Raw genomic sequence first — 23,724 nt, 5'->3', positions numbered from 1 at the left:
GCGTCCCGGTGCCGGGCTGCGCCCGGGGCGGGCCCCCGCCGCCTCGTCGGCGGGGGGGCCCGGCCCACTCCTGAACTGCTCGGCTCCCGCCTCTGCCGTTGCTACGGCAGGTCAGCGGCACTGCGGGCCTTCCGGCAAGTCTGTCCGGCCGCACGTCAAGACCCTCCGCCACCACGGGCGCCGGCTCGGCCGGGCGGCCATGGCCTACAGGCGCGCCAGTTCCTGCCCCCGAAGTTCGGGTCACTGACGGTAATCGATAGGTTGCTCAGATGATTGACCGGGTGGTGGGCGCGGTGCAGCGATGGCTGCTCGCGTTGATGATCGTCTGCTATCTGCTGGCTGCCGCCGCACCGCGGCCGGGCGAGGCGTTGCGGGCGATGGCGCTTGGATCGGGTGTTCCGGTCACGGTGCCCATGGTCTTGCTGGCTGTGATGTTATCGACCGCCGGTCTCGGAGTGCGGGTACGGGATCTGCGCGCCGTCGTGGGTCGGCCCCTGCGGTTGGCGTCGGGCGTGGCGATGAACGCGTTCCTGCCCGTGGTGCTTTTGCCGGTTGCTGCGATGTGCCTGCGGGCCTGGCCCGACGCCGCGGAGGTGGAGTGCCTCGCGGTCGGGTTGCTGCTGGTGCTGGCCATGCCGATCGCCGGCGGAGCGGCGTCATGGGGGCAGAACGCTGGAGGCAACGTTCCCCTGGTGGTCGCCATGGTCGTGGGCTCGACGCTGCTCAGTCCTGTCACGGTTCCGTGGGGGCTGACCGTGTCCGCCGCCCTGGTCGGCCCAGGGGGCGCCCGTAGCCTTGATGACACGGCGCGGCTGGACGGGCTGGCCGGGACAGCGGGCGCGGGCGCATTCGCGCTGGCCCTGATCGTGCTGCCCTCTCTGGCCGGGATCCTTGCGCGGGCCATGCTCGGCGATCGGCGAGCGGCACGCATCGCGCCGGTCATCAAGCTGGTCAACATCGCGAACATCCTGCTGCTGTGCTATCTCAACGCCTCCGGCGCGCTCGGGCAGGCGCTGTCGCCTCCCGACCCTGACTTCCTGGCCCTGGCCGTCGGCGTGGCCGGTGCGGTCTGCTGCCTGTCCTTCCTCGTCGGCAGGTGGATGTCCCGATGGACCAGATGCGACGCTCCCGACGGCATCTCCCTCACCTTCGCGACCGGCATGAACAACACCAGCGCGGCGGCGGTCCTGGCCACAAGCTGGTTCGCGCACCGTCCGCAGGTCCTCGTGCCGATCCTGGCCTACAGCCTGCTGCAGAAGCTCGCCGCCGGTCTGTTCGGAACCCGGCCTCGAGCGTGATCGCGATCGCAGGCGAGGCCAGTCGCATCACCAGCGGCCAGGTCACCGACCACCTCAGCCCGGTCAGGACGTTCATGACCGCGCGGGCGGTGCCGTCGTCCAGGGCCGAGGTGACCTCGTCGCAGATCAGCACGTCGGGTAGAGTCCGGCCCCCCTTCGGCGTGACGATGATCGGAGCCGGCGTGCGGACGATTCCCGAGCACACCCTGCTCTCCGAACGGCTGACCAACGTGCTGGCCACCGCGGCGCCGGGGATCCGGTTCTGTTTCAACACCTCGCCGGAGACGATGATCGACGCGATCCGCTGAGATACGCGGGAGTGCCTGGTCGATGCAGGCGCCGCCCGGTAGCCATGGCGGAAGGTCCAACGGATCCAGCCTGGACGCGAGTTCGCGCCATCGCATCGACGGCCTGAGGCCCGAGAGCACGCGCAGGTCACCGACGTGGCCATCACCCACAACCACGAAGACGACGTGGGCGGCCTGATCACCCCGGACGGTGCGGAGGCGTTCACCGGACTTGAGCGAGTGCCCCCGTCCGGTGGCGGTTGCGCGCTGGAGTACCTCGCGCCGCCGATCGGCTGATCGAGCCTGCCGGCTCCGGGCCGCGCTCGCGGTCCGGAGCCGGCAGGCTCGTCCGGTCACCCGGGGTGTATCGGGATCAGCCGGCGCGGACCGGGCGAATCACCGCCTGATCAACGCCGGTGTCGGGTCGGAGCGGGGCCTCAGGTGTGGTCGATGAACAGCAGTTCAGGCTGCTTGTAGAGGATGCACCCGCTCGGTTCGGGGTCGCCCGGGTTACGGTGGCAGACCCAGGTCTGCCAGTAGAGCACTCCCCAGGTGTCGGGCTTGCCGACGTTCTTGAGCTTGTTCCAGCCCTCGTCGGGCATGGTGTACTGGCCGTACGCCTTCGTGAAGTTCTTGTACGACGGCTTCGCCGTGTCACTGTTGTACGGCCACGAGGTGTTCTCGTTGCGCAGGGTTTCGTCCCACAGTGCAGCCTCCGACGTGGCCCACACGCCCAGGACCTCGACGTTGATCTCCTGGCCGGCCTCGATGGGGGCCAGCTTCTTGGTCGTCCAGTTGTAACACATGAGGCGGACGTTGAGCGTGGGGGCCGCGTCGCTGCTGGAGATCTCCATCGGCCCTGACGCGATCGACGCCGACAGGCTGCCGGAAGGACATGGGTTCTGAGGGGTGGGCGTCAGGCGGTCCGCCACGCTCGCGTGGGAGATGGTCGCGGAGGACACCAGAGCGGCGGCCGTCAGCATGGGGAGAAGGAGCTTTCTGATGATCAACTCTTCTTCCTCGCCTTCTGAAGAGTTCGTCTTCTCGTCGCTTGCACCCACAGGCTGCCGACGGAGTCTTGTGATCCACTTGGAAGCCAGTGAGCGGAGGCGGCGTGAGCGAGGAGACCTGGGGTTTCCCAGGAGGGCGCGAGCGCAGGCCCGCGCCCGAACAGCAGCCGGTACCTGGCGACGGCCGACAGCATGGCCTAGACGTACAGGCCTTCGGGGAGGATCGGACAGCCCGCTTTCGCCAGTTCCGGCCCGAGGTGTCGGTGGCCGAACTATGCCGGCGCGTGTTCGCCGACAAGAAGTCCGGCAAGAGCGCCGAGCGGCCCCGAGCCGGCGGCCTGCCACGCGTTCCTGACCGAAGGCGACACCCTGGTCGTCCCGAGCCTCGACCGCTACGGCCGCTCTCTGGCCGACCTCATCACCATGGTCGGCGAGCTGCGCCGCCGCGAGATCGGCTTCACCTCGCTGCACGAGAACCTCGACACCACCACCCCCGGCGGCCGGCTCATCTTCCACGTCTTCGCCGCCCTGGCCGAGTTCATCCCGAACTCATCGTCGCCGGCACCCGCGACGGCCTGGCCGCCGCCAAAGCCCACGGCTGGACTCTCCCACATGGGGAGACACCATGCTGGGGGCATGGACGAGGAGCTGTCGCCGATCGGACAGTTCGCCAGGCTCGGCCGGCTGAGCATCAAGCAGCTGCGGCACTACGCCGAGCTCGGACTGCTGGTGCCCGCGTACGTGGACGAGCACACCGGGTACCGCTACTACCGGCACAAGCAGGCGCGCGATGCGCTGTCGATCGGGCTGCTGCGCTCGCTCGACGTCCCGCTCGCCGTCATCGCGCAGGTGCTTCCGACACGCCAGGTGTCCTGCAAGGAGTGCACGAGCGGCTGGAAGCCGGGCTGGCCAAGCGCCGATCGACGCTGCGCGCAGTCTCGGAGGTCACCTCCGGGAGCCTGCTTCCGAGGCTTGCCGATCTCGGGAGTACAGGCAAGGCTGCGCCGGCATCCCTCGTTGGCTGGCGTCTACGGGGTGCTCTCCGACGGCGAAGATGAGGTGGTTCCAGCGTGTGAGTGGGCCCGGTATGGTGCTCGCGCCAGTCGAGCACCCAAGAACCGGGCAGGCATGGGCAGGGCCGGCTGATGCCGCCCGCAGGAAGCGAGGGTCTCAGGCGGGAAAGGCGGCCACGTTCCGGTCGTAGTGGCGGTGTTGCAGGATGGCGGCGATGAACTGCCCGGTGAAGTCGTCCGCCGCCGCGGAGTCGACGACGCCCTGGCGGCCGGGCAGGGCGGCGGTCTGTAGCAGCGGTTCGCCGTCCGGCAGCGCGCCGATGGCTTTACCGTGCCTGAACGCCTCGCGGACGAACTGCACGGCGTGCCCGTTGCCGGTCAGCTCCGCGCCGCCGGTGCACAGCACCGCGTCGTACAGCACCGAGGAGGCGGCGCTGACCTGCTTGTCCACGGTCAGCGATCCGGCCGTCCCCTCGTGCGGCGCGATCACATCGCAGACCGCCTTGCCGCTCTCCAGCTCCTGCATCACCGGATACAGTGCGCCGGCATCGGTCCGGTCGCTCACCAAGATCGCGATCTTGCGGGTGGCCAGGCTGGAGGGCTGGCCGGCCTGGCTGAGCGCCGGGGAGGACTTGCCGTGGTTGCTGCCCTTCGGCGCCGGGGCGGGCAGGCCGAGCCCGGCGGCCACATGCCCGGCCAGCCCGGTGTCCACGTTGGCCAGCCGTTCGACCACCTGCTCCTTGATGTATCGGCGTTGTACGTGGCCCAGCTCGAACAGGAACGCCTTGATGATGTGATGCTGCTCCCAGTCCGACATGCTGTTCCAGAACAGGGTGGCCTGGCTGTAGTGGTCGGCGAAGCTGGGGCTGCGCCTGCGGATCTTCTCACCCTCGACCCGCTCGGTGTAATGCCGGAACACGCCCGTCATGTCACCGCTGAGCACTCCGGTGGCCGGGCAGCCGCCGCTGATGGAGTTCTTGGAGTAGTTCGTGTGGCTGGTGTGGATCATGTGCTGGTGGAAGCCGTCGCGGTTGTCGTTGTGGACGGGGGCGAGCGGGCGGTTGATCGGGATCTGCTGGAAGTTCGGGCCGCCCAGGCGCAGCAGCTGGGTGTCGAGATAGGAGAAGTTGCGGCCCTGCAGCAGCGGGTCGTTGGTGAAGTCGATGCCCGGCACCACGTTGGCGGTGCAGAAGGCGATCTGCTCGGTCTCGGCGAAGAAGTTGTCCGGATTGCGGTTGAGGGTCATCTTGCCGACCATCCGCAGCGGCACCTCCTCCTCCGGGATGATCTTCGTGGGGTCGAGCAGGTCGAAGTCGAACTTGTGCTCGTCCTCCTCCGGCACCAGTTGTAGGCCCAGCTCCCACTCCGGGTACTGGCCGGCCTCGATCGCATCCCACAGATCGCGCCGGTTGAAGTCGGGGTCATTGCCCTGGATGCGCAGAACCTCGTCCCACACCAGCGAGTGCGTGCCGAGCGCGGGCCGCCAGTGGAACTTCACGAACGTGCCCCGCCCCGCGGCGTTGACCAGGCGGAAGGTGTGCACGCCGAACCCCTGCATCATGCGGAAGCTGCGCGGGATCGCCCGATCCGACATCAACCACATGACCGTGTGCATCGTCTCCGGCTGCAACTGCACGAAGTCCCACAACGTGTCGTGCGCCGACTGCGCCTGCGGGATCTCGTTGTGCGGCTCCGGCTTGACCGAGTGCACGAAATCGGCAAACTTGATCGCATCCTGCACGAAGAACACGGGAAAGTTGTTGCCCACCAGGTCGTAATTGCCCTGACGGGTGAAGAACTTGGTCGCGAAGCCGCGTACGTCCCGCACCGTGTCGGCCGAACCGCGCGAGCCTGCCACCGTGGAGAAACGCACGAACACCGGAGTGAGCAGCTCCGGGTCGCACAGGAAGTCGGCACAAGTGTACTCAGCCAGCGACTCATACACCTGGAACACCCCGTGCGCGCCCGAGCCGCGCGCGTGCACCACCCGCTCCGGGATGCGCTCGTGGTCGAAGCGCGTCACCTTCTCCCGCAGGTGGAAGTCCTCCAGGATCGTCGGGCCACGCTCTCCGATCGACAACGAGTTGTCGGTGTCGTCGATGCGCACGCCCTGGTCGGTGGTGTACCGCGTGTTGGTGGAATCCACCCGGTACTGATCGAGTTGCTGCTGTTTCTGGCTGTTGTCGGTCACAGAGTCCCCCGTGTTGGACGATGGCTCGAACCGGGGGGCCATGGCTCTTCCTACCCTCACGTGTCCGGCCGCCAACCCCGGTGCGCCGGATCGCCGACCATCTGCCGGCGACCGCCATCCCGATGGTGCCGCGCCGAACGGATGCGGCGTCATCGGGCCCCTGACGCTCGGGCGAGCCACGACCCAGCGACGTCTTCCGCGGTGGATCCGACCGCATCTCAGAGCGGGCGCTTGTGACGGCACCGGCGGGGCGGGGGTAGTCGCTCGCATCACTGACCGGTGCCCGTCCCGCCGGTGGGTGCTGCCATCGATGCTGCCCCTCTCTGACGGGGTCGGTTGCGGCCTACCAGGCCTGGCTGCGGCCGATCGGGCGGCCCGGCAAAGAACTCCGCATCCTGCCTTGGCCTTAGACCAACCGTGAAGCGCGGTATTGCCTGCCCTGGAGCGATGTGCCCGGATCTCCTGGCGCGCCGTCTGGCCCTCGACAAGGGCTGCGGCGGCGAAGGGGGCCGGAGCGCACCCGCGGCGTCCATCTACATGACCATCGCCCTCTTGGAAGGTTCACGGTGCCATACATCACCACACGCGACAACGAGCAGATCTTCTTCTACGACTGGGGCAGCGGCCCGCCGGTCGTCTTCATCCACGGCTGGCCGCTGAACGCCGACGCCTGGCACGACCAGATGAAGGCGGTCGTCGACGACGGGTACAAGGCGATTGCGCACGACCGGCGTGGTCACGGTCGCTCCAGCCAGCCGTGGGAGGGCTATGACTTCGACACCTTCGCCGACGACCTCAATGACCTCCTGACCGCTCTGAACCTGCGCGACGTGACGCTGGTGGCGCATTCCATGGGCGGTGGAGAACTGGCCCGCTACATCGGCAGGCACGGCACCTCCCGCATCAGCAAGGCCGTGCTGCTGTCGGCGGTGCCGCCGCTCATGCTCAAGACCGCCGACAACCCCGAGGGCACCCCCCAGGAGGTGTTCGACAAGATCAAGAAGGGGATCCTCACCGAGCGGTCGCAGTTCTGGAAGGACACCGCCGACGGCTTCTTCGGCGCCAACCGGCCCGGCAACAAGGTCACCCAGGGAAACAAGGACGCCTTCTGGCTCATGGCCATGGCCGAGAACATCCAGGCCGGCGTGGCCTGCGTGGATGCCTTCTCCGCCACGGACTTCACCGCCGACCTGAAGAAGTTCGACATCCCCACCCTGATCGTCCACGGCGACGACGACCAGGTCGTGCCGATCGCGGCGTCGGCCGACAAATCCGCCAAGATCATCCAGGACTGCGTCTACAAGGTGTACCAGGGCGGCTCGCATGGCATCGCGCTGGTCCCCGGCGACAAGGAGAAGTTCAACGCCGACCTGCTGGAGTTCCTGCACAGCTGACGGCGGTTGCCGACCGGCGCGATCACCCACACTGCGAGGCCGTCAGACCCGGCGGAACGCCGGCGAGATCGGTGATGCGAAGTCTGGATCCGCTGGGCGCCCCTGGCCTTCCGGGGAAGCCAGGGGGCCAGTACCGAACCGGGCTTGCGCCGGCGGCGCAGCGCGTGGTCCAGGGGCACCCCGGGCGGCTGACGTGCTGCGGCGCCCGTGTCCCGATCGGTGCCTGCCAGCCTGCGATCCGTTGGGCTCGTAGGTCGCGCGTAGTTCCGAATGGATGCGATGCCGTGGCCGGCGATCTTGCGAAGGACGTGGACGGGGACCCCGCCGTCGGCCATCCACGTCAGTCCGGTGTGGCGGAGATCGTGACGATGGCGAGCAGCAAAGTGCCAGTCCCGGCGATGCATGCTGCCGCAGCATCTCAAAGATCAACGGCCGTTCTGGACTGTGGGAGCCGAATCGCAGGCCACAGGGTTGATCCGGGTTTGCTGCCTTCGGCGGCTCAGCTCCGACAGGACTCGACCCGGATCCTCATCAGAAGGAACATCACCTGCGCAAGCGGTGCTCACGTGGCTGGTCTTCGGCTTCACCGAGCGGTCGCCGCGGCGACGACCGCTCGGTGAGCGCGCGCATGGCCTGAGGCTGGGCAAGGGTAAGCGGAGATGGTTCTGCTCTGCGCGAAGCCGACAGAACTCGAACGCGCCATCGACCTATGGTGAGGTATGGCCTCATCCCTGCCGTCGCGTCCAGCGATCAATCGGACCGCCCCCGAGCCGCCTCCGGCTCGCGAGCCGCTGTGGCGGCAGGTGCTCGGTGAGCGCTTGAGAGGGCTTCGTCATGAGCGGGGCGAGAAGTTGAGCGAGACGGCAAGCCGCGCCGGAGTCTCGCCGCAATATCTCTCCGAGATCGAACGAGGCGTCAAGGAGCCGTCGAGCGAAATGATCGCCGCGGTCGCCGGGGCGCTGGATGTGACCCTGGTCGATCTGACCCTTGCCGTCGCCGAGAGTTTGCGGCCTGCTCAGCAGGGCGCGTCGAGAGGCGCCACCTGCTCGGCGGCGTATGCTCTGGCCGCGTAGCGCGGCTTGCCGGGGTTGTCCACGGGCCTATGAACGCTCCTCGATGATCTGATCGAGGAGCCCGTACTCCAAGGCCGCGGTAGCAGTGAACACGCGATCGTGATCGGTGTCGGCGCGCAGGGTCTCGACCGTCTGGCCGGTGTGCCGTGAAAGTATGCGCTCGATGTCCGCCCGGACACGTACGACCTCGTCGGCCTGCAGGATGAGATCGGGGATCGCTCCGCGTCCCTGGGCTGCCGGCTGGTGCAGGATGATCCGTGCGTGTGGGAGAGCGGCACGCTTGCCTTCGGCGCCCGCGGCGAGAAGTACGGCACCCACCGCGACGGCCTGTCCCACACAGGTCGTCGAAACCCGCGGACGGATATGGCGCATGGTGTCGTAGATCGCGAGCATCGCGCTCGGGTCTCCGCCTTCGCAGTTGATATAGAACTGGATCTCCGCCTCGGGGTTGTCTGATTCCAGAAAAATCAGCTGCGCGATGAGAGCATTCGCGACGCCCGCGTCGATTGCGGTGCCCAGGTAGACGATCCGTTCGGTGAGCAGGTGGGAGTAGACATCCATGATCCGCTCGCCACGAGGGTTCGAGGCGATGACGTTCGGGATCGTATATGTGGTCACTGGCCGACTCCTTGGGTGACGCCGAATCCGAGCCGTGGGCGGTTTTGTGGCGCGATTTCGTCGAAGTTCTGCACGATGGCGTCGATGAAGCCGTAGTCCAGTGCTTCCTGTGCCGTGTACCAACGATCGTGCAGAGAATCCTCGAATATGCGCTCGACAGGCTGACCTGTGTCCTCGGCAATCAGACCGAGCACCGTGTCGCGCGTATGGCGAAGGTCGCCGGCCTGCAATTCGATGTCGACCGCAGTGCCACCGATTCCCGCCGAGCCCTGGTGCATCAGGACTCGTGAGTGCGGTAGAGCGCGGCGCTTCCCGCGGGCCCCCGACGACAGCAAGAACTGCCCGGCACTGTAGGCGATACCCAGAACGAGGGTCGATACGTCACAGGGAATGAGGCGCATGATGTCGCGGATCGCAAGCATCGACGGGACAGATCCACCTGGGGAATGAATCCACAAGGCGATGTCGGACGACGCATCCTGCGTGGCGAGTGCCATCAGCTGGGTGGCCAGCAGTGTCCCATTGTCGTCGTCGAGAGGGCCGTCGAGAACGAGAACACGCTGCTCATAGAGTTCACGTCTCATTCGTGTGTTGAACAGCAGAGGTGTCGATTCTTCGCTCATGCGTCCATCATGTGAGGCGAAGCGGACCGGCGTCGACACGATCTGCCTGGGGCAGATCTGCTCTGAGCAGCGTGAGAGCTCCTGAGCAGGGACAGCGCGATTACCGGCCGGTTCGGGGAGTGCGGCCCGGCTGCCGGGTCGGGGTCGGGCCTGTGCGGCGTGGCGCCGGTTCGAGGCCGGCTCGTTCGAGGATGTCGCGCACAGTGCTGGGAGGCAGCGTCAGCACACCCATGACGATCAGCGCGATCGGATGCCTGCCCTCGATCGAGCGCAGGTGGATGACGATGATGACGACCAGCAGAGGAAGGGGCCACCACGAGCCGGCCAGCAGCAACGCTTTGGCCGAGAACCCGACCAGCACCGCCGTCGACAGCTTGCTGGACAGGGCGGGCGGGTCAGGCAGCGTGGTGCCGGGTAGCGCCACCTCCACGAAGACCTGGGCGTTGTCGTCGACGCCGGTGGTGAGCGTGCCACCGGCCGCCGCGACCTGGGCGGGGAGATCGGCCAGGAATTCGTCCGTGGCACTGGGAGTGCCGTCGTGGGCGATGTTCAGCCGGACAGTGCCGTCTTCTGTGGCGGACTCGATCACGCAGCGGGAGGTGGCGCGGCGCCGGACGATCTCGGTCACAGCCTCGCGCAGGACGGTGGCCAGCAGCAGTGAACCGGCGACGAAGCCGAGGGTGCCGACCGAAGTGTCGAACACGAACATGGAACCGTAGGCGGCGGCCTGCAGCGCGATCAACCACCAGGACCGGCGCCGGGTGAAGAGCACCTGTAAGCCGAGTACGGCCAGGGGTGACCCGGCCATCGCGTAGACGCCTGCTAACCCGGCCGGCACCAGAAGGACGGTCCACTTTGCTCACGTTTGCCAACGAGCGCCGCAGGACCGCTGTTGCTGCCGGTGACCGAAGGGCGGGGACGTCCTTGGCGTGGTCATCGGCAGGTGATCGACGACATCCTGTGGCGGTTACGGACCGGGGCGCGGTGGCGGGACGTCCCTGAGCGGTACGGGCCTTGGCAGAGGTGTTACGAGCGTTTCACCCGCTGGAAGCAGGACGGCACATGGGCGCGGCTGCTGGAGGAAATGCAGGTCAAGGACGACTCCCTCGGCCAGGTCGAGTTCACCGTCAACATCGACTCCACCATCGCCCGCGCCCACCAGCACGCCGCCGGCGCCCGTAAAAAGGGGACGACGGCGAGACAATCGACACCAGGCAATCCCAAACCCGGCAGGCTCTCGGACGGTCCCGCGGCGCGCTGCTGGAGGGCTTCGGCTGGCAGGCAACCATCTTGTCCGTCGGGTCGCTGTCCGTCGGACCTTGATCGGGGTGTGGTTCATCGTGCGGCAGCTGCGTGCGCCACGGCCGCTGCCGGACGTGCACGCCACGCTCTCCCCGGTCTTCGCCCGCAGGTTCCGGCCGGGGAACGTGATCGCCGTCGGCCTGCTCACCCAGGTGGCAGGATACGTGTTGTTAACCCAGCTCGATGCCGGAACCGAGCTGGCCCTGGTGATCGTGAGCTGCGTGATCACCTATCCCGGCGTCGCCCCGTCCATGGCGCTGACCACCGACCTGGTCGTGGGTTCGGTGCCACCGGAGAAGGCGGGTGGCGCATCCGGGCTCGCGACCACCGCCAACGACCTGGGCATCTCACTCGGCATCGCGCTGATCGGCAGCATCGGCCTGGCCACCTACCGGTCCAGGGTCGACGGTGCCCTGCCGGAGGGCCTGCCGTACGAAATCGTCCCGGCGGGGACGCAGGCCGCAGCGGCGCAGGCGGTCAACGTCAGGATGACCAGTGCCGCCGTCGCGCCGCCTGGTCCCCGGTCGAACAACCCGCCCACCGCGATGCCACCGGCGAACGCGACCAGGCCCGACAGGAACGTCTGCACGCCCAGGTACGCCCCGAAACGCGTCGGCGGGGCGAGCCGGGCGATCGTCTGGAACACCGCCGGCTGTAGGAGCCCGTCGGCGAGCCCGTGCAGCACGGCCACCAGCACCAGGCATGGCAGCCCGGTGCCCGCGCCGGTTGCCAGCAGCAGATGGCCGCCTGCGGCGAGCAGCAGTCCCGCGCGCAGCACGTGGGGGCGGTCGGCGCGGCCGGGTACCACGCACCACGGCTGGACCGCGGCCGACACCATGGCGAGCACGCAGGAGAACACGGTGACCGCTGTCGCGTCCGCGCCGCCGAGCGGTACGACCACCGACGACTGGTCGGTCAGCAGCATGGCGGGTGCCGACACGGCCGCGAACCCGATGAAGACCCGGTCCCGCAGTACCGTTCGCACTCCGGAGACGACCCCGTGCGGCACCCGTACGCGCGGGACGTGCCGCAGGAGTGAGAACAGGAACGCCGCCACGCCCCACAGCGCTGTCGCCGTCAGCGCCACCAGCCAGTAGCCGACGTTCAGCAGCGCCAGCCCGAGCATCGGGCCGGCCACCGCCGCGACCTGCAACGTCATCGCGTACGCCGCGTATCCGCGCGCCCTTCGCCGTTCGGCGAGCCCGGCCAGCAGCGACTGCGCCGCCGGGTGGAACAGCGCCCCGCCCGTGCCCAGCAGCACCACGGCGACGATCAGCCAGGGCAGGCTGGACACAGTGCCCAGCAGGGCGAACCCGGCCGCGCGCAGCAGGCACGCCAGAATGCCCATCCGTACCGGGCCAAGTACGTCCACCAGCACGCCGACCGGCAGGGAGAGCGTGTGCTGCACGAGATTGCGCAGCGCCAGCACCAGGCCGATCCCTCCGGCGGCCAGTCCGAGGTCGGCTCGCAGGTGCAGGACGACGTGTGCCATGGCCGCGAAGTAGCCCAGCGAGATGGCCGCCTGAACGGTGACGACCACGGTGACCGTGCGACGGTCACCGTGGTCTGCGGAGGAGACGGTCACGCCGTGGGCAGGACGTTCAGCCGGTACAGCAGTTGACGGGCGAGCGTGGCGCGCTTGGCGGCGTCGGCGTCCTTGGCGATGTCCATGTTCAGCGCGAAGGTGTATACGCGTCCGCCGCGCTCGACCCAGCCGGTCCACCAGCCGGTGCCGGGGTTGGGTGCGTTCTGCCAGCCTGACTTGGCGTACAGGGTGTACCCGTTCTTCTTCTCCATCAGGATCAGGTCCTGGACGGCACGCTGGTTCGCGCGGGAGGCGGGCAGGCGCAGGGCGGCCAGCCGTTCCATGAACCGGGTCTGCTCCACCGCCGAGATCTTCAGCGGGCCGTCCAGCCAGAACCGGTCGACCACGGTCCCGGTCTGCTGGTTGCCGTAGCCAAGCCGGTGCAGCCACTGACGTTCGCGCGTGAGGCCGATGCGGCGGGCGATCACCTGGAACGCCGCCGCGTTGGAGATGCGTACGGCCTCCCGCATGGTCATGTCCTTTTCCCACTCGGGATACGGCTGCGGCGTGCCGTCCCAGGGGATCACCTCGTCGGGGCTCTTGACCACGCCCGTCTCCAACGCGACGAGCGCGTGCGGGACCTTGAAACTGGACGCGGGCACCATCGGCGTCTCCGCGCGCCGCCGGTCCACCACGGTCGTCGTCTTGGACGACACGTCCAGCAGCGCGAACGTGCCCCGCACCCCGGCCGTGTCGAACACCGTACGCAGGTCGTCGCGCACGGTCGTTCCCGGCCGCACCTCGACAGCCACAGTGGCGGCGCCGGCTGAGGCGGTGGCCGCGTACGAGGGAGCACCGAGGAGGGTGAGTGAGGTGGAAACGATGACGCCCAGCCCGGAACGGAGGGCCTGGGGGATTGCCTTCTTCATGCGCAGAGAAGATCACGGGACATCTGAACTGTCCAATATCGATATCAATGGACGACCGATATTCGAATCCGTATACCCGCTGGCAGAGAAGCCGTCGACGGCGGCGAGCGGCAGATGGCGGTCGGTGACAGGACGTCCCTGAATCGTGTTCGCGCTCCCACCGATGGGGTTCCGACTGACCCCGGCCGGGCTGCCGAAAGCGCGACGCTGCGCGACTCGGCTTCGCGATCTTGCTGAAGTTCTCCACGCAGCACGGCCGGTTCCCGCGCGGTCGTTCAGAATCGCCGGACGACGTGGTCGAGCACGTGGCCAAGCAGGCCCAGGTTCCCGCCTCAGAGCTCGGCTTCTACGAGTGGTCCGGCTCCACGATCGAGTACCACCGCAGTCAGATCCGCACGCACCTGGGCTTTCGCGCCTGCGCGACGGCGGACGCGTCGAAGCTGGCAGTGTGGTTGGCCGAGAACGTCGCGCACGCCGAGCGGCGGCCCGAGCGGGTCCAGGAGGAGTTGCTCAAGCATCTGCGTGAGGAGCGGATCGAACCGCCGACGCCTGGACGGATCTCCCGGATCGTGGCCTCGGCGCTGCACAACGCGGAGGTCACCTGGTCGGTGCGGATCACCTCACGGTTGAGCTCCGAGACCACCCAGCGCATCTGCGCGCTGGTCGGCATCGACGATGCGGGCCGCGCGGGAGCCGCGGCGGCCGGCGACCGCCAGGAGCCCGCCACCGAGACGGCTGCAGGACGCAGGCTGGATGATGGTCAGCCCGCATGCGGAGCTTCGCGCGGAGTTTTGTTCCGTGGTGCCGCTGGCGTGGCGCTGCGTTCGGGAGTTTCTTGCGGGGTCGAACAGGGCCTCGTGGGCGTTGAGGGGGCGATTTGACCACAGCACGTGAAATCCGGGAAACGATCCCAGCGGTCTGATCACGGAGGGAGGTCGCGCCAGCGTTCGGCCGACGTCAGAGCGTCCAGGCTGATCCGCTCCAGGTACGCACCGCCCTTGGCCAGGCGGCGTCCCACTGGCGTGTCGAGCCCGAGCGTCTGCCCCGCCGCCTTCGTGATCTCCGCCGCCGCGAGCGTCTGCCGCGCGCTGATCACCGTCGAGTGATACCAGGCGTCGTCGTCGACCACGTAAATGTCGCGGCGCCGCTGTGGATCACGCTCGCGCCTGATCAGCCCCTGCTGGGTCAGGTAGCGCACCGCCATGGAGATCGAGGCGGGACTGACTTTGAGGCCGCGCGACAGCTCGGCCGCGGTGAGCCGGCCGTCCTCGCTCAGCCACAGGCCGATGAGCACGCGCGCCACCATCTTCGGCAGGCCCATCCCGACCGCCAGCTCGACGGCTCCCTCTTCCACCTCCAAGGCCGTGCGGTCCTGAGGTTCGGGGGAACGGGCCGGGGTGCCGCGCCGTGCCCGCCGCGCCGCCGCGTGGTGCGCTCGCTCGGGGCGGTAGTCGCTGGGACCGCCGTTGCGGCCGACCTCACGGCTGATCGTCGAGGTCGGCCGGTCCAGCCGCCTGGCGATCTCGGCGTACGAACGCCCTTCGGCGAGGCCGGCCGCGATGCGCTGGCGGTCCTGCCGGGTCAACCTTCCTTCTGGCATGACGCCAGTATTGCGTTCGGCGCCACACAATGCAACGTATCGTTGCTTTCAGCCTCAGCGTCAACGCATCAAGTTATTCGCTTTGACCTGCATCAGAGCGTATCGATTGATTGACGAAATTTCTGAAAGCAACGTAGCTTTCAACCATGTCGAACGCGAACTGTCGCGTGGAGCCGGTCACTTTGTCCCTGGACCGCGCACCCGCCTGCCCCTTCGATCCCGCTCCTTCGCTCATCGCCCTGCGCGCAGAGCAGCCAATCGCCCGCCTGGCCGCGCCCGAGGGCGCCCCCGGCGTCTGGATGTCCACCGGCTACGACCTGGCCCGCCAGATCCTCGCCGACCCGCGGTTCGGCTCCCGCTACGAGACCCAGTACCTCCCCATGGTGGGCGGGTACCTGCCGCCCGCCCCCGTCGGCGACCTGACCGGCATGGACGCGCCCCAGCACACCCGCTTCCGCAAGCTGCTGGCCGGCAAGTTCACCGTCCGCAGGATGAACCTGCGGACCGAACGAGTCACCGAGATCACCCGGGAGCGGCTCGACGCCATGGAGCGGCAGGGGCCGCCCGCCGACCTCGTCGAGGTCTTCGCCCAGCCCGTCCCCGCCCTCATGATCTGCGAGCTGCTGGGCGTGCCGTACGAGGACCGCGACCGGTTCCAGGCCCACACGCGGATCACCTCGGACGCCGATGATCCCGAGGCGCAGTACGCCGCCTTCGTCGAGCTCGGCACGTACCTGCGGGACCTCGCGCTCGCCAAGCGGGCCGAGCCGACCGACGACCTGCTCAGCGAGCTGGCCACGGGCACCGACCTGACCGACAAGGAGCTCGGCGGCGTGGCCGCGTTCCTGCTCGGCGCCGGGCTCGACACCACCGCCAACATGCTCGCGCTCGGCACCTTCGCCCTGCTGCGAGACCCGGCGCAGCTCGCCGCCCTGCGCGACGACCCCGGCCTGGCCGACAGCGCCGTGGAGAAACTGCTGCGTTACCTGTCCATCGCGGCCAACGGCACGCGCGGCGTGCTGGAGGACGTCGAGATCGACGGCAGGCGGCTCAAGGCCGGCGACACGGTCGTCATCGCGGTCAACGCCGCCAACCGGGACCCGGCGAAGTTCCCCGACCCCGACCTGCTGGACCTGCGCCGCTCAGCCGCCGGGCACCTCGCCTTCGGCCACGGCGTCCACCAGTGCCTCGGCCGGCAGCTCGCCCGCGTCGAGATGCGCGTCGCCTTCCCCACGCTGCTCACCCGGTTCCCGACGCTGCGGCTCGCCGTACCGGCGGAAGAGGTGCCGCTGCGCACCAACCCCACGCAGATCCACGGCGTACGCAGCCTGCCCGTCACCTGGGACCGGGGGTGAACGCGATGCGACCCTTCGTCTCGGTGACGGGGCTGCGTAAGTCCTACGGCGCCCACCGCGTCCTGGACGGCATCGACCTCACCATCCCGCAGGGCACCGTCTTCTCGCTGCTCGGCCCGAACGGCGCGGGCAAGACCACCACCATGCAGATCCTGTCCACCCTGATCAAGGCCGACGCGGGCGAGGTCCGGGTGGCCGGGCACGACCTGGCCAAGGAACCCGACAAGGTGCGTGCCGCGATCGGCGTCACCGGCCAGTTCTCCGCGGTCGACAGCTTCCTCCTTCCCGGGGTCGACGAGGTGACGATCGGCCGCGTCCTGAACAAGGCAAGCATCGAGATGGCCATTCGACTGAAGGGGGGTGCCACCGCCGGGGAGATCGCTGGGGCACTGACCATGGCCGCCATCGACCTGGTGGCTCCCGCGCGGGCCGAGGACCGGCCCGAAGGCGAAATACGCGCCGGTGAACTGTTACGCGACGCACTCCTGGGCTGTGCGGTCGATCCAACGCCGACGCCCGACCTACTCGAGCTGTCCGAGCTGATGGAAGGGGCGCGCTTCTTGGCGCCGGTACAAGCCGCGGCATTGCGCGGCACTACCACGTCCGATCCGGGAATCGGCGCTGGAGCGGGGCGACCGGTGGGTTCGGCCTGATCTCATGGCACCTGGGCGTGCCTATGCAGGTGTTCCCGAGGCGGGTGATCCGGGGTTGAGGAACCCGGGAACAGTGGTTGGCGGTGAGAATGATCTTGAGCGAGGAGCCACACCCAACGCCGCTGTGTGATGGCTTGGGGCGGGGCGATGATCCTGCGTTCTACGGGGAGGTTTCTGGCCCGTGGATGATGCGGTGGATGGTGGAGCGTCCGACGCTGTACTCGGCGGCCAGGTCGGCCAGAGACACCTCGTTCTCGGCGTAGCGGCGGCGGATGGAGCGTCGGGCGGCGTCTTGTGGGGCGCGGTCGTAGCCCAGGCGGGCGCGGCCGATGTGCGGGCAGATATCGCCAGCCGTCGGCCGGCGGCCGGGGACTGGGCGGCGTTCGGCCAGGAACAGTGGACCGTGCGTGCGCGTGCTGCCGTCCGGGAGCCGGAGAAGCCGCGGCAGCCGCTCGGCGATCAACAGCTGGAAGACGACTGGCGCTGCCTGCCCTCCATGCTGCTGGCTGGCCGGTCTGGCGTGAACGACACGAACTTTGCACATTACGCCGCATGGTTGGTTCGAGTCCGGGACGGCTCCGCGCCGGCCGGGGTGGGGGGCCAGGGCGATCCTGCGAGTCAAGATGGTCACGCGTACCTGGCATGATGGCGGCCCAGGAAGATCGTCGGAAGGTTTGATGTGAAGAAGACGCTGACCATCGCCGTTGCGGGCCTGCTCGTGATCGGCCTTGCCCCTGCCGCGCACGCCGTGTCCACGGCGCAGGTGAGCGCGCGCGATGTCTACGCCGGCTACGCCCAGCTCTCCGCCCAGGAGACCGAGGGCAGGGACTATCGCCGCGTCCAGCGCGTCCCCCGCGGAGCGCGGGTGGCGCACATCGCCATCCACGGCGGCGCCATCGAGGCGCCCACGTCGCAGCTCGCCGACCAGGCTGCAGGCCGCAGGCACGCCTACTACTCGTTCGAGGGCATCAAGGCCTCCGGCAACAGCGCTCTGCACATCACCGCCACGCACTTCGACGAACCCAAGGCGCTCGCGGTGGTGGCGGGCGTCGACTACACCATCTCCTGGCACGCCGCCGCAGGCACCGGCGCCACCACTTACGTCGGTGGACGAGACACGGCGTTGATCAAGAAGGTGAAGGCCGAGCTACGCGCCGCCGGGTTCCCCGTCGCGGCGTCCGTGCCCACGGAGATCGGCGGCACGAGCACCCGCAACATCGCAAACAGGAACCGTAGAGGCATGGGAGTGCAGCTGGAGATCAGCCGGGGCCAGCGGGAGCGGTTCTTCGACGGCGGGAAGCTGACTCGCGCCTGGGTCGAGAACCCCGCCAACCGTACCAAAGCCTTCTACCGCTACGTCGCGGCCGTCAACCGTGCCCTTGGCTGAGCGGCGCGGATCTTCTCGCCGCGGTCCTCGCGCGGCGGCGTGTGTCGGGTAGCCGGGACGTATTACTACGTCCCGGCCCCTCAGAACCGGACGTGCGGCTCGGCACCGCATCCGGCACAAGCAAGCCGCGAGGGGGTTGCGGGTTGTCGTGGGACTTTGAAGCAGTACACACTTCGATCGCGGCTCTCGCCCGTGCGCATCGAGTGAGCCGGGCCGCCATCCGAACTGCGCTGACCGGGCTACTGCCCGGCCAGCCGGGTCCGCCCGCGCCTATCCCGACCTGGTGCCCTGCTTCATAGCCACCCTCGGAACATGCCCGGAATCGCTCGGCGGCGGCGATGACCGCCAGGCGCTCGCATGTCGTCCATGCTTTGATCATGTTCAACAGAGCGCGCCGCCCTTCCTCCGCCCATATCGCTGCCGCACCCAACGCGATCACTGCCTCCACTTCCTGTGCCAGCAGGCGCGTGTTGGCCAGGCGGTCGGTGGAGTACATACCGTTCACCGCGTCCATGACCAGCAGAGCTTGACGCAGAGTGAGTGAAGGTATCGCCGTCATGTGCTGGCACGTGCACGCACGGCACACAGCGCCTCCGTCAGTGATTCGGCGGTGGGGGCGCGTTCCGGGTCGATGAGACGTTGCAGGATCAGCCCCGTCAGCAAGGTCAGGTAGAAGGCGCCGACCGCCCGCCGCGTCGCTGGAGGCGACGTCCCTTCAGTGAGCCAGTAGGTCAATTCCAGGCGTGCGGCCTCCTGAGCGTCGGCCAATGCTTGGCGCAGCTGTGGCCTGCGCTCGGCCTGAGCGAAGACTTCGATGCTGGCCACGAAGACTGGGCGGTGGAGGTCGAGCAGTTCGATCGCCTGCTGCCACAACTTCCCATCCCCCTCGCGTGGCACTTCGCCCGCCATGGCCTGGCGCAGCTTGTCGGCCCACTCGGCGGTCGCCTCGACCATGGCGTCGGCCAGTAGCGCGTCCTTCGATCCGAAGTGGTAGCCGATGGAGGCCAGGTTGGCGCCGGAAGTCCTGGCGATGTCGCGTGCCGTGGTGTGCGCGTAGCCGCGTTCCTGCAGGCAGCGTTTGGCGCCCTCGATCAGCTTGTCTCGCTCTTTCATTCTGCCACCCTATCCAAACAAACGTCACAAACATGTGTTTTGTACGAGTGTTTCAAACATGTGTATGGTCGTCGGCATGGCACAAGCAACCGCAGCGGCTACGGCCGCGAGTGACTTCAGCCGCCTGTCCAGACTCATCCGGCAGGCCGGTCTCCTCGACCGGCGCCCCCGCTACTACCTGATCCGGATCACCGCCGTCGCAGCCGCCTACCTTGCAGGAGCTGCAGCGTTCCACTGGCTGGGCGACTCCTGGCTCCAGCTCCTGCTGGCCGCCTACTTCGCGATCGTCTTCGCGCAGGTCGCCCTGGTTCTGCACGATCTGGCTCACCGGCAGGTCTTCACCAATCGCCGCTCGAGCGAGATCCTCGGGCGGCTCGGCGGCAACCTCGCCATCGGCCTCGGCTACGGCTGGTGGATGAACAAGCACACCCACCACCACGCCAACCCCAACCACGAGCAACTCGATCCGGACGTCACACCCGACGTCCTCGTGTGGTCACAGGAACAGGCACGCAACGCGCGCGGCCTGGCCCGGCTCATCGGCGGCCGGCAGGCGTTTGTCCTCTACCCGCTGCTCCTGCTCGAAGGGCTCAACCTGCACGTCAGCGGTGTGCGGGCACTGCGGCAGCCCTGGATGAAACAGCGCTTCCTGGAAGGCGCGCTGCTGTTCGCGCACTTCGCCTGTTACCTGGGTGTGCTGGCTTGGACCCTGTCACCGGGCAAGGCACTGGTCTTCCTCGCCGTCCACCAAGGGCTGTTCGGCGTCTACATGGGCTGCGTGTTCGCCCCCGGCCACAAGGGAATGCCGACCCTCACGGGGGAGGCCAAGCTCGACTTTCTACGCAAGCAGGTGCTCACCACCCGCAACGTGCGCGGCGGCCGGTTCACCGACATCGCCATGGGCGGGCTCAACTACCAGATCGAACACCACCTGTTCCCCAACATGCCCGCCCCCAACCTGCGCCTGGCGCAACCCATCGTGCAGGCCCACTGCCGGCAATTGCGCCTGCCGTACCACGAAGTCAGTTTCGTCGCCTCGCACGCCGAGGCGCTGCGTCACCTGCACCAGGCCGGTGCTCCGCTCCGAGAGAAGGGCCGCTCATGAAGGCCGGACGCAAACAGTGGATCGGGCTGGCCGTCCTGGTCCTGCCCGTACTCCTGATCTCCGTCGACCTGCACGTCTTGTCCTACGCGCTGCCGTTCATCAGCGCCTCCCTGGCGCCGAGCGGTGCCCAGCTGCTGTGGATCATCGACATCTATCCGTTCATGCTCGCCGGGCTGCTGCTGCCGATGGGCACGCTCGGTGACCGGGTCGGGCGGCGGCGGCTGCTGATGGCGGGGGCCGCCGCGTTCGGGGCCGCCTCCGCGGTCGCCGCGTTCTCTCCCAGTGCCGACCTGCTGATCGTCACCCGTGCCCTGCTCGGGGTGGGTGGCGCCACGTTGATGCCCTCGACGTTGTCGCTGATTCGCAACATGTTCCACGATGACGGCCAGCGCCGCGTCGCGATCGCCATCTGGACCGGCGCGTTCGCCGGCGGCGCCATGCTGGGCCCGCTGATAGGCGGCGCGTTGCTCGAGCACTTCTGGTGGGGGTCGGTGTTCCTGGTCAACCTGCCGGTCATGGCGCTGCTGCTGGTCCTGGCGCCGCTGCTGCTGCCCGAGTCGCGTGACCCGCGTCCGGGCAGGTTCGATCTGCTCGGAGTGGCGTTGTCGCTGGGCGCCATCCTGCCGACGATCTACGGGATCCAGCACATCGCCCAGGACGGCCTCGGCTGGGCGCCGGCACTGGCCATCGTCGCCGGGCTGACGCTGGGGGCCGCCTTCGTGAGGCGCCAGCGCTCGATGGCCGATCCGATGCTGGACGTGCGCCTGTTCGGCAGCCGCGCCTTCACCGTCTCGATCGGCGCCAACACCCTCGGGGTCTTCGCGATGGTCGGCTCCAGCCTGTTCACGACGCAGTACCTGCAGATGGTCATGGGCGCCAGGCCGCTCATCGCCGGTCTGTACGCGCTGCCGTCGGCGGGCATGGCGATGCTGGCCGCCGGGCTCGCGCCGGTGCTCGCCCGCAAGGTCAGGCCGGGCCTGGTGGTCTGCGCCGGGCTGCTCGTCGGCGCGAGCGGGTTCATGCTGCTGTCCCGGCTGGACGTGACGGGGCAGAGTGGTCTGCTGATCGCCGGGATCATGCTGATGGCCGGTGGCGTCACGCTCGTCCTGACGGTCTCCTCCGACCTGATCATCACCACCGCTCCGCCGGAGCGCGCGGGATCGGTCGCCGGGCTGTCACAGGTGGCCACCGAGTTCGGCGGCGCGCTCGGCATCTCCCTGCTGGGCAGCATCGGCACCGCCGTCTACCGGGGACACCTCGCCGAGATGGGCGCTCCGTCAGCGGCACTCGATACTCTGGGCGGCGCCCTGGAGTCGGCGCGGCACCTGACGGAACCGGCCGCGACCACGCTGGCCGCCGCCGCCCGCGAGGCCTTCACACAGGGTCAGCACTACGCCATGCTCGCCGCGGCCGCCGCGTTGTGCGTGATGGCGGTGCTCGCTCCCGTCATGCTGCGTGCCGTACGGCAGGCGAAGGGCACCCCGCCGCCACCCCAGGACCGGCACGCCGGCCGCCACGTGATGCGCTGAAGAGGCCGCTTGCCCACGGCAGGCGGAAGGGGGCGGGTCGGAACGAGGTGGGCGGAACAGGGCCGCTGGGGCGAGGAGCCTGGAGTGGGGCGGCTGGAGTGGGGCCGAGCGGTCAGGCGGGTGCCGATTCCCCGTCTCCCGCCGCCTGGGCGACCGCGCGGAGGCCGGTGGCCAGATCGTGGGCCGCCGGGGCGTTGTCGGGGTCAATCTGCCAGCGCACCAGCAGCCCGATGAACAGCGTCAGCAGCACCTGGGCCCCCGCCTCGTCGTGCCCGGGGAGGCGCGCGCTCAGCTCCCGCTGGGCCAGCGCCTGCCCCTCGGCCAGCCGGGCCCGCACATCAGGCAGGTGAGAGGCCTGCGCGAGCGTCTCGACATTGGCCCGCCAGACGGTCGGGTTGGTGCGGAAGGACTCGATCAGCTCACCCCAGAAGGCCTCGAACCATTCCTTGGAGTCGTCGGGAAAAGCCTTGAGGATCTCCGCGACCGCCTCGCCGGTCACCTCGATCATGGCCTGGGTGAGCAGCGCGTCCTTGGAGCGAAAGTGGTAGTTGATCGCGGCGAGGTTGCTGCCGGAGACGGCGATGATGTCGCGCACCGTCGTGCGGGCATATCCGCGCTCGGACAGACACTGCTTGGTCGCGGCCAGCAAATCCTCAGGAACTCCCACGTGATGATCCTACCAACGCCGCAAACAAGCGTTTCAAACATCCGTAGCGCACGGTGTAGCCGGTATCAGAATCGAACCCTTGCCACCAGGGATAGGACCATACCAAGGCCGGTTCCGGCTCCCGTGCCACCTGCTTACCCTGGGCGGACACGGTGACGTGACGTGACGAGCTGGCCGATGTCGGGCTCGCTGGTGTGAACGGTCACCTGTCTGTCGGGGTTGGGGAGAAAGAGGAGAAGGCGGCTCACCATGGGGCAGGCCCAGCACCTGCGCGGTCTTGGCCAGTCCGTCCTACTTCGGGGCTGGGGTCAGTTTCAGGAGCGGAGGGCCTTTCCGGACTCTTCGGGCCCGGCCAGGAGTCCGGAGAACCCCGACCCTTGGCTGGTGGTGAAGGGTCCGCCTTTCCTGGAACCGCTGCGGTGCCGGCGTTGGCCTGGGGGCAGGCGCGGTGCCGGTCACGGTGTCAGCGTCGGCGGCAGGGGCCAGATGCGGGATCTCGAAGACCGCCCGGCGGCCGTGGTGCCCGGTGCTGACGCGGCGGAGTGCGCCCTTGCTGATCAGCGCGTTGATCACCTCGTAGCGCTGGGGGGTGGCCAGGGGCGGCATGCCGAGCATGGCCTGGATGGGCGCGGTGGTCATCTTGGGTGCCGAGAGAGCGTCAGGCATGTGAGGCAGGTAGGGGTAAACCGCACATGCCTGACGATATCCAGGGGTTGTCAGCCATGTAGGTCATGTAGCCGAGTGCGCCGGCGTCAGCCAGGTCGAGACCGTGCTCAACGTCGTCGGATTCGGGCGGGTCATCCAGAGCGGTTCGCCGGGCTGGGCGGGGTCCTGCTGAACGATCCCCTGATGTTCGTCTTCCAGGAGCAGAACGGGATCTACCGCCTCGACCGTACGAGCAAGCTGGACGTGTCCCGGATCCGGGCGGCCCAGCTCCGCTCCGCCGCCACCGAAGCTGCCACCGAAGCCGCCACCGAAGCCGCCACGGGGGTGGCTACCGAGGTGGCCGCCGGGGGCGGCCACCTCGGAAGCGCATGGCTAGCTCGCCAGAC

General features: G+C 68.5%; 22 protein-coding genes and 3 pseudogenes. 14 read left to right on the top strand and 11 right to left on the bottom strand.

What is annotated here, in order from left to right; genetic code table 11:
* Nucleotides 1–269: 269 nt before the first annotated feature.
* The 3 genes from ACWCSU_RS51945 to ACWCSU_RS51935 all read left to right on the top strand — a co-directional run bounded on the left by ACWCSU_RS51945 (nt 270) and on the right by ACWCSU_RS51935 (nt 1,882).
* Entirely contained in the window at nt 270–1,298 is a 1,029-nt protein-coding gene (locus ACWCSU_RS51945; protein ID WP_449944898.1) for a bile acid:sodium symporter family protein, read from the top strand.
* The gene (locus ACWCSU_RS51940; RefSeq protein ID WP_449944895.1) at nt 1,295–1,606 is read left to right on the top strand and encodes a hypothetical protein; all 312 of its coding nucleotides are present in this window, start codon (nt 1,295–1,297) and stop codon (nt 1,604–1,606) included. Before ACWCSU_RS51945 ends, ACWCSU_RS51940 begins: the two co-directional genes overlap by 4 nt.
* Before the next feature lie 135 nt (nt 1,607–1,741).
* Nucleotides 1,742–1,882, top strand: coding sequence for a hypothetical protein (locus ACWCSU_RS51935; RefSeq protein WP_449944893.1), 141 nt, complete (start codon nt 1,742–1,744; stop codon nt 1,880–1,882).
* A gap of 140 nt (nt 1,883–2,022) precedes the next feature.
* Here the strand turns inward: ACWCSU_RS51935 and ACWCSU_RS51930 are convergent, their stop codons facing one another.
* Nucleotides 2,023–2,595, bottom strand: coding sequence for a hypothetical protein (locus tag ACWCSU_RS51930; protein WP_449944890.1), 573 nt, complete (start codon nt 2,593–2,595; stop codon nt 2,023–2,025).
* A gap of 222 nt (nt 2,596–2,817) precedes the next feature.
* On the opposite strand from ACWCSU_RS51930, the gene ACWCSU_RS51925 reads away from it, so the two are divergent.
* The gene (locus tag ACWCSU_RS51925; protein WP_449944900.1) at nt 2,818–3,741 is read left to right on the top strand and encodes a recombinase family protein; all 924 of its coding nucleotides are present in this window, start codon (nt 2,818–2,820) and stop codon (nt 3,739–3,741) included.
* Nucleotides 3,742–3,765: 24 nt separating this feature from the next.
* Here the strand turns inward: ACWCSU_RS51925 and ACWCSU_RS51920 are convergent, their stop codons facing one another.
* Nucleotides 3,766–5,841: a catalase gene (locus ACWCSU_RS51920; RefSeq protein WP_449944887.1), complete on the bottom strand. Its 2,076-nt coding sequence runs from the start codon at nt 5,839–5,841 to the stop codon at nt 3,766–3,768.
* A 524-nt stretch (nt 5,842–6,365) separates the two neighbouring features.
* On the opposite strand from ACWCSU_RS51920, the gene ACWCSU_RS51915 reads away from it, so the two are divergent.
* Complete coding sequence (locus ACWCSU_RS51915; protein ID WP_449944884.1) at nt 6,366–7,193, top strand: alpha/beta fold hydrolase; 828 nt, start codon at nt 6,366–6,368, stop codon at nt 7,191–7,193.
* Nucleotides 7,194–7,912: 719 nt separating this feature from the next.
* Nucleotides 7,913–8,266 (top strand): helix-turn-helix domain-containing protein, encoded by a 354-nt coding sequence (locus ACWCSU_RS51910; RefSeq protein ID WP_449944883.1) that lies wholly within the window; start codon nt 7,913–7,915, stop codon nt 8,264–8,266.
* A gap of 27 nt (nt 8,267–8,293) precedes the next feature.
* Here ACWCSU_RS51910 and ACWCSU_RS51905 read toward each other — a convergent pair whose 3' ends face one another.
* The 3 genes from ACWCSU_RS51905 to ACWCSU_RS51895 all read right to left on the bottom strand — a co-directional run bounded on the left by ACWCSU_RS51905 (nt 8,294) and on the right by ACWCSU_RS51895 (nt 10,345).
* Complete coding sequence (locus tag ACWCSU_RS51905; RefSeq protein WP_185101837.1) at nt 8,294–8,884, bottom strand: ClpP family protease; 591 nt, start codon at nt 8,882–8,884, stop codon at nt 8,294–8,296.
* Entirely contained in the window at nt 8,881–9,507 is a 627-nt protein-coding gene (locus ACWCSU_RS51900; RefSeq protein ID WP_449944879.1) for a ClpP family protease, read from the bottom strand. Before ACWCSU_RS51900 ends, ACWCSU_RS51905 begins: the two co-directional genes overlap by 4 nt.
* Before the next feature lie 100 nt (nt 9,508–9,607).
* Nucleotides 9,608–10,345, bottom strand: coding sequence for a hypothetical protein (locus tag ACWCSU_RS51895; RefSeq protein WP_449944877.1), 738 nt, complete (start codon nt 10,343–10,345; stop codon nt 9,608–9,610).
* Nucleotides 10,346–10,423: 78 nt separating this feature from the next.
* Here ACWCSU_RS51895 and ACWCSU_RS51890 point away from each other — a divergent pair.
* Nucleotides 10,424–10,767, top strand: a pseudogene (locus tag ACWCSU_RS51890) (transposase); the annotation flags it as partial.
* A 430-nt stretch (nt 10,768–11,197) separates the two neighbouring features.
* Here the strand turns inward: ACWCSU_RS51890 and ACWCSU_RS51885 are convergent.
* Entirely contained in the window at nt 11,198–12,394 is a 1,197-nt protein-coding gene (locus tag ACWCSU_RS51885) for an MFS transporter (protein ID WP_449944874.1), read from the bottom strand.
* Complete coding sequence (blaOXA, locus tag ACWCSU_RS51880) at nt 12,391–13,263, bottom strand: class D beta-lactamase (protein ID WP_449944871.1); 873 nt, start codon at nt 13,261–13,263, stop codon at nt 12,391–12,393. Before blaOXA ends, ACWCSU_RS51885 begins: the two co-directional genes overlap by 4 nt.
* Before the next feature lie 206 nt (nt 13,264–13,469).
* Between blaOXA and ACWCSU_RS51875 the strand changes: the two are divergent.
* Nucleotides 13,470–14,144: pseudogene (locus ACWCSU_RS51875) on the top strand (DUF4158 domain-containing protein); the annotation flags it as partial.
* Nucleotides 14,145–14,185: 41 nt separating this feature from the next.
* On the opposite strand, the gene ACWCSU_RS51870 reads toward ACWCSU_RS51875, so the two are convergent.
* Nucleotides 14,186–14,863: a helix-turn-helix domain-containing protein gene (locus ACWCSU_RS51870; RefSeq protein WP_449944869.1), complete on the bottom strand. Its 678-nt coding sequence runs from the start codon at nt 14,861–14,863 to the stop codon at nt 14,186–14,188.
* Between the two features lie 146 nt (nt 14,864–15,009).
* On the opposite strand from ACWCSU_RS51870, the gene ACWCSU_RS51865 reads away from it, so the two are divergent.
* Nucleotides 15,010–16,218: a cytochrome P450 gene (locus tag ACWCSU_RS51865; protein ID WP_449944866.1), complete on the top strand. Its 1,209-nt coding sequence runs from the start codon at nt 15,010–15,012 to the stop codon at nt 16,216–16,218.
* Nucleotides 16,219–16,223: 5 nt separating this feature from the next.
* Nucleotides 16,224–16,499: pseudogene (locus ACWCSU_RS51860) on the top strand (ATP-binding cassette domain-containing protein); the annotation flags it as partial.
* Between the two features lie 532 nt (nt 16,500–17,031).
* Here ACWCSU_RS51860 and ACWCSU_RS51855 read toward each other — a convergent pair.
* Nucleotides 17,032–17,334, bottom strand: a complete 303-nt coding sequence (locus ACWCSU_RS51855; RefSeq protein WP_449944865.1) for a hypothetical protein — start codon at nt 17,332–17,334, stop codon at nt 17,032–17,034.
* Between the two features lie 216 nt (nt 17,335–17,550).
* Here ACWCSU_RS51855 and ACWCSU_RS51850 point away from each other — a divergent pair, with 216 nt between their 5' ends.
* Nucleotides 17,551–18,258: a poly-gamma-glutamate hydrolase family protein gene (locus tag ACWCSU_RS51850; protein ID WP_449944863.1), complete on the top strand. Its 708-nt coding sequence runs from the start codon at nt 17,551–17,553 to the stop codon at nt 18,256–18,258.
* A gap of 555 nt (nt 18,259–18,813) precedes the next feature.
* Here ACWCSU_RS51850 and ACWCSU_RS51845 read toward each other — a convergent pair.
* Nucleotides 18,814–19,371 (bottom strand): TetR/AcrR family transcriptional regulator, encoded by a 558-nt coding sequence (locus ACWCSU_RS51845; protein ID WP_449944861.1) that lies wholly within the window; start codon nt 19,369–19,371, stop codon nt 18,814–18,816.
* Between the two features lie 76 nt (nt 19,372–19,447).
* Here ACWCSU_RS51845 and ACWCSU_RS51840 point away from each other — a divergent pair, with 76 nt between their 5' ends.
* A complete protein-coding gene (locus ACWCSU_RS51840; protein ID WP_449944859.1) occupies nt 19,448–20,476 on the top strand; it encodes a fatty acid desaturase family protein in 1,029 nt (342 codons plus the stop codon).
* Nucleotides 20,473–22,005 carry an MFS transporter gene (locus tag ACWCSU_RS51835; protein ID WP_449944856.1) on the top strand — a complete coding sequence of 511 codons (1,533 nt, stop codon included), beginning with the start codon at nt 20,473–20,475 and terminating at the stop codon, nt 22,003–22,005. The genes ACWCSU_RS51840 and ACWCSU_RS51835 overlap by 4 nt, the downstream gene beginning before the upstream one ends.
* Nucleotides 22,006–22,117: 112 nt before the next feature.
* Here ACWCSU_RS51835 and ACWCSU_RS51830 read toward each other — a convergent pair whose 3' ends face one another.
* Complete coding sequence (locus tag ACWCSU_RS51830; protein ID WP_397044240.1) at nt 22,118–22,672, bottom strand: TetR/AcrR family transcriptional regulator; 555 nt, start codon at nt 22,670–22,672, stop codon at nt 22,118–22,120.
* An 849-nt stretch (nt 22,673–23,521) separates the two neighbouring features.
* Between ACWCSU_RS51830 and ACWCSU_RS51825 the strand changes: the two genes are divergently transcribed.
* The coding region (locus tag ACWCSU_RS51825; protein WP_449944853.1) for a hypothetical protein at nt 23,522–23,724 on the top strand (203 nt) is incomplete at its 3' end.

The organism is Nonomuraea sp. NPDC001699 (assembly GCF_053596455.1).
Note: the sequence above shows the minus strand (reverse complement) of the source record. Positions and strands in the feature narration are given on the sequence as shown.

Bases quoted from the DNA above. Each gene is read 5' to 3' on its own strand.
- ACWCSU_RS51945 (WP_449944898.1), top strand. From the start codon at position 270: ATGATTGACCGGGTGGTGGGCGCGGTGCAGCGATGGCTGCTCGCGTTG.
- ACWCSU_RS51920 (WP_449944887.1), bottom strand. From the start codon at position 5,841: ATGGCCCCCCGGTTCGAGCCATCGTCCAACACGGGGGACTCTGTGACC.
- ACWCSU_RS51910 (WP_449944883.1), top strand. From the start codon at position 7,913: ATGGCCTCATCCCTGCCGTCGCGTCCAGCGATCAATCGGACCGCCCCC.
- ACWCSU_RS51900 (WP_449944879.1), bottom strand. From the start codon at position 9,507: ATGAGCGAAGAATCGACACCTCTGCTGTTCAACACACGAATGAGACGT.
- blaOXA (WP_449944871.1), bottom strand. From the start codon at position 13,263: ATGAAGAAGGCAATCCCCCAGGCCCTCCGTTCCGGGCTGGGCGTCATC.
- ACWCSU_RS51870 (WP_449944869.1), bottom strand. From the start codon at position 14,863: ATGCCAGAAGGAAGGTTGACCCGGCAGGACCGCCAGCGCATCGCGGCC.
- ACWCSU_RS51865 (WP_449944866.1), top strand. From the start codon at position 15,010: ATGTCGAACGCGAACTGTCGCGTGGAGCCGGTCACTTTGTCCCTGGAC.
- ACWCSU_RS51845 (WP_449944861.1), bottom strand. From the start codon at position 19,371: ATGAAAGAGCGAGACAAGCTGATCGAGGGCGCCAAACGCTGCCTGCAG.
- ACWCSU_RS51840 (WP_449944859.1), top strand. From the start codon at position 19,448: ATGGCACAAGCAACCGCAGCGGCTACGGCCGCGAGTGACTTCAGCCGC.
- ACWCSU_RS51835 (WP_449944856.1), top strand. From the start codon at position 20,473: ATGAAGGCCGGACGCAAACAGTGGATCGGGCTGGCCGTCCTGGTCCTG.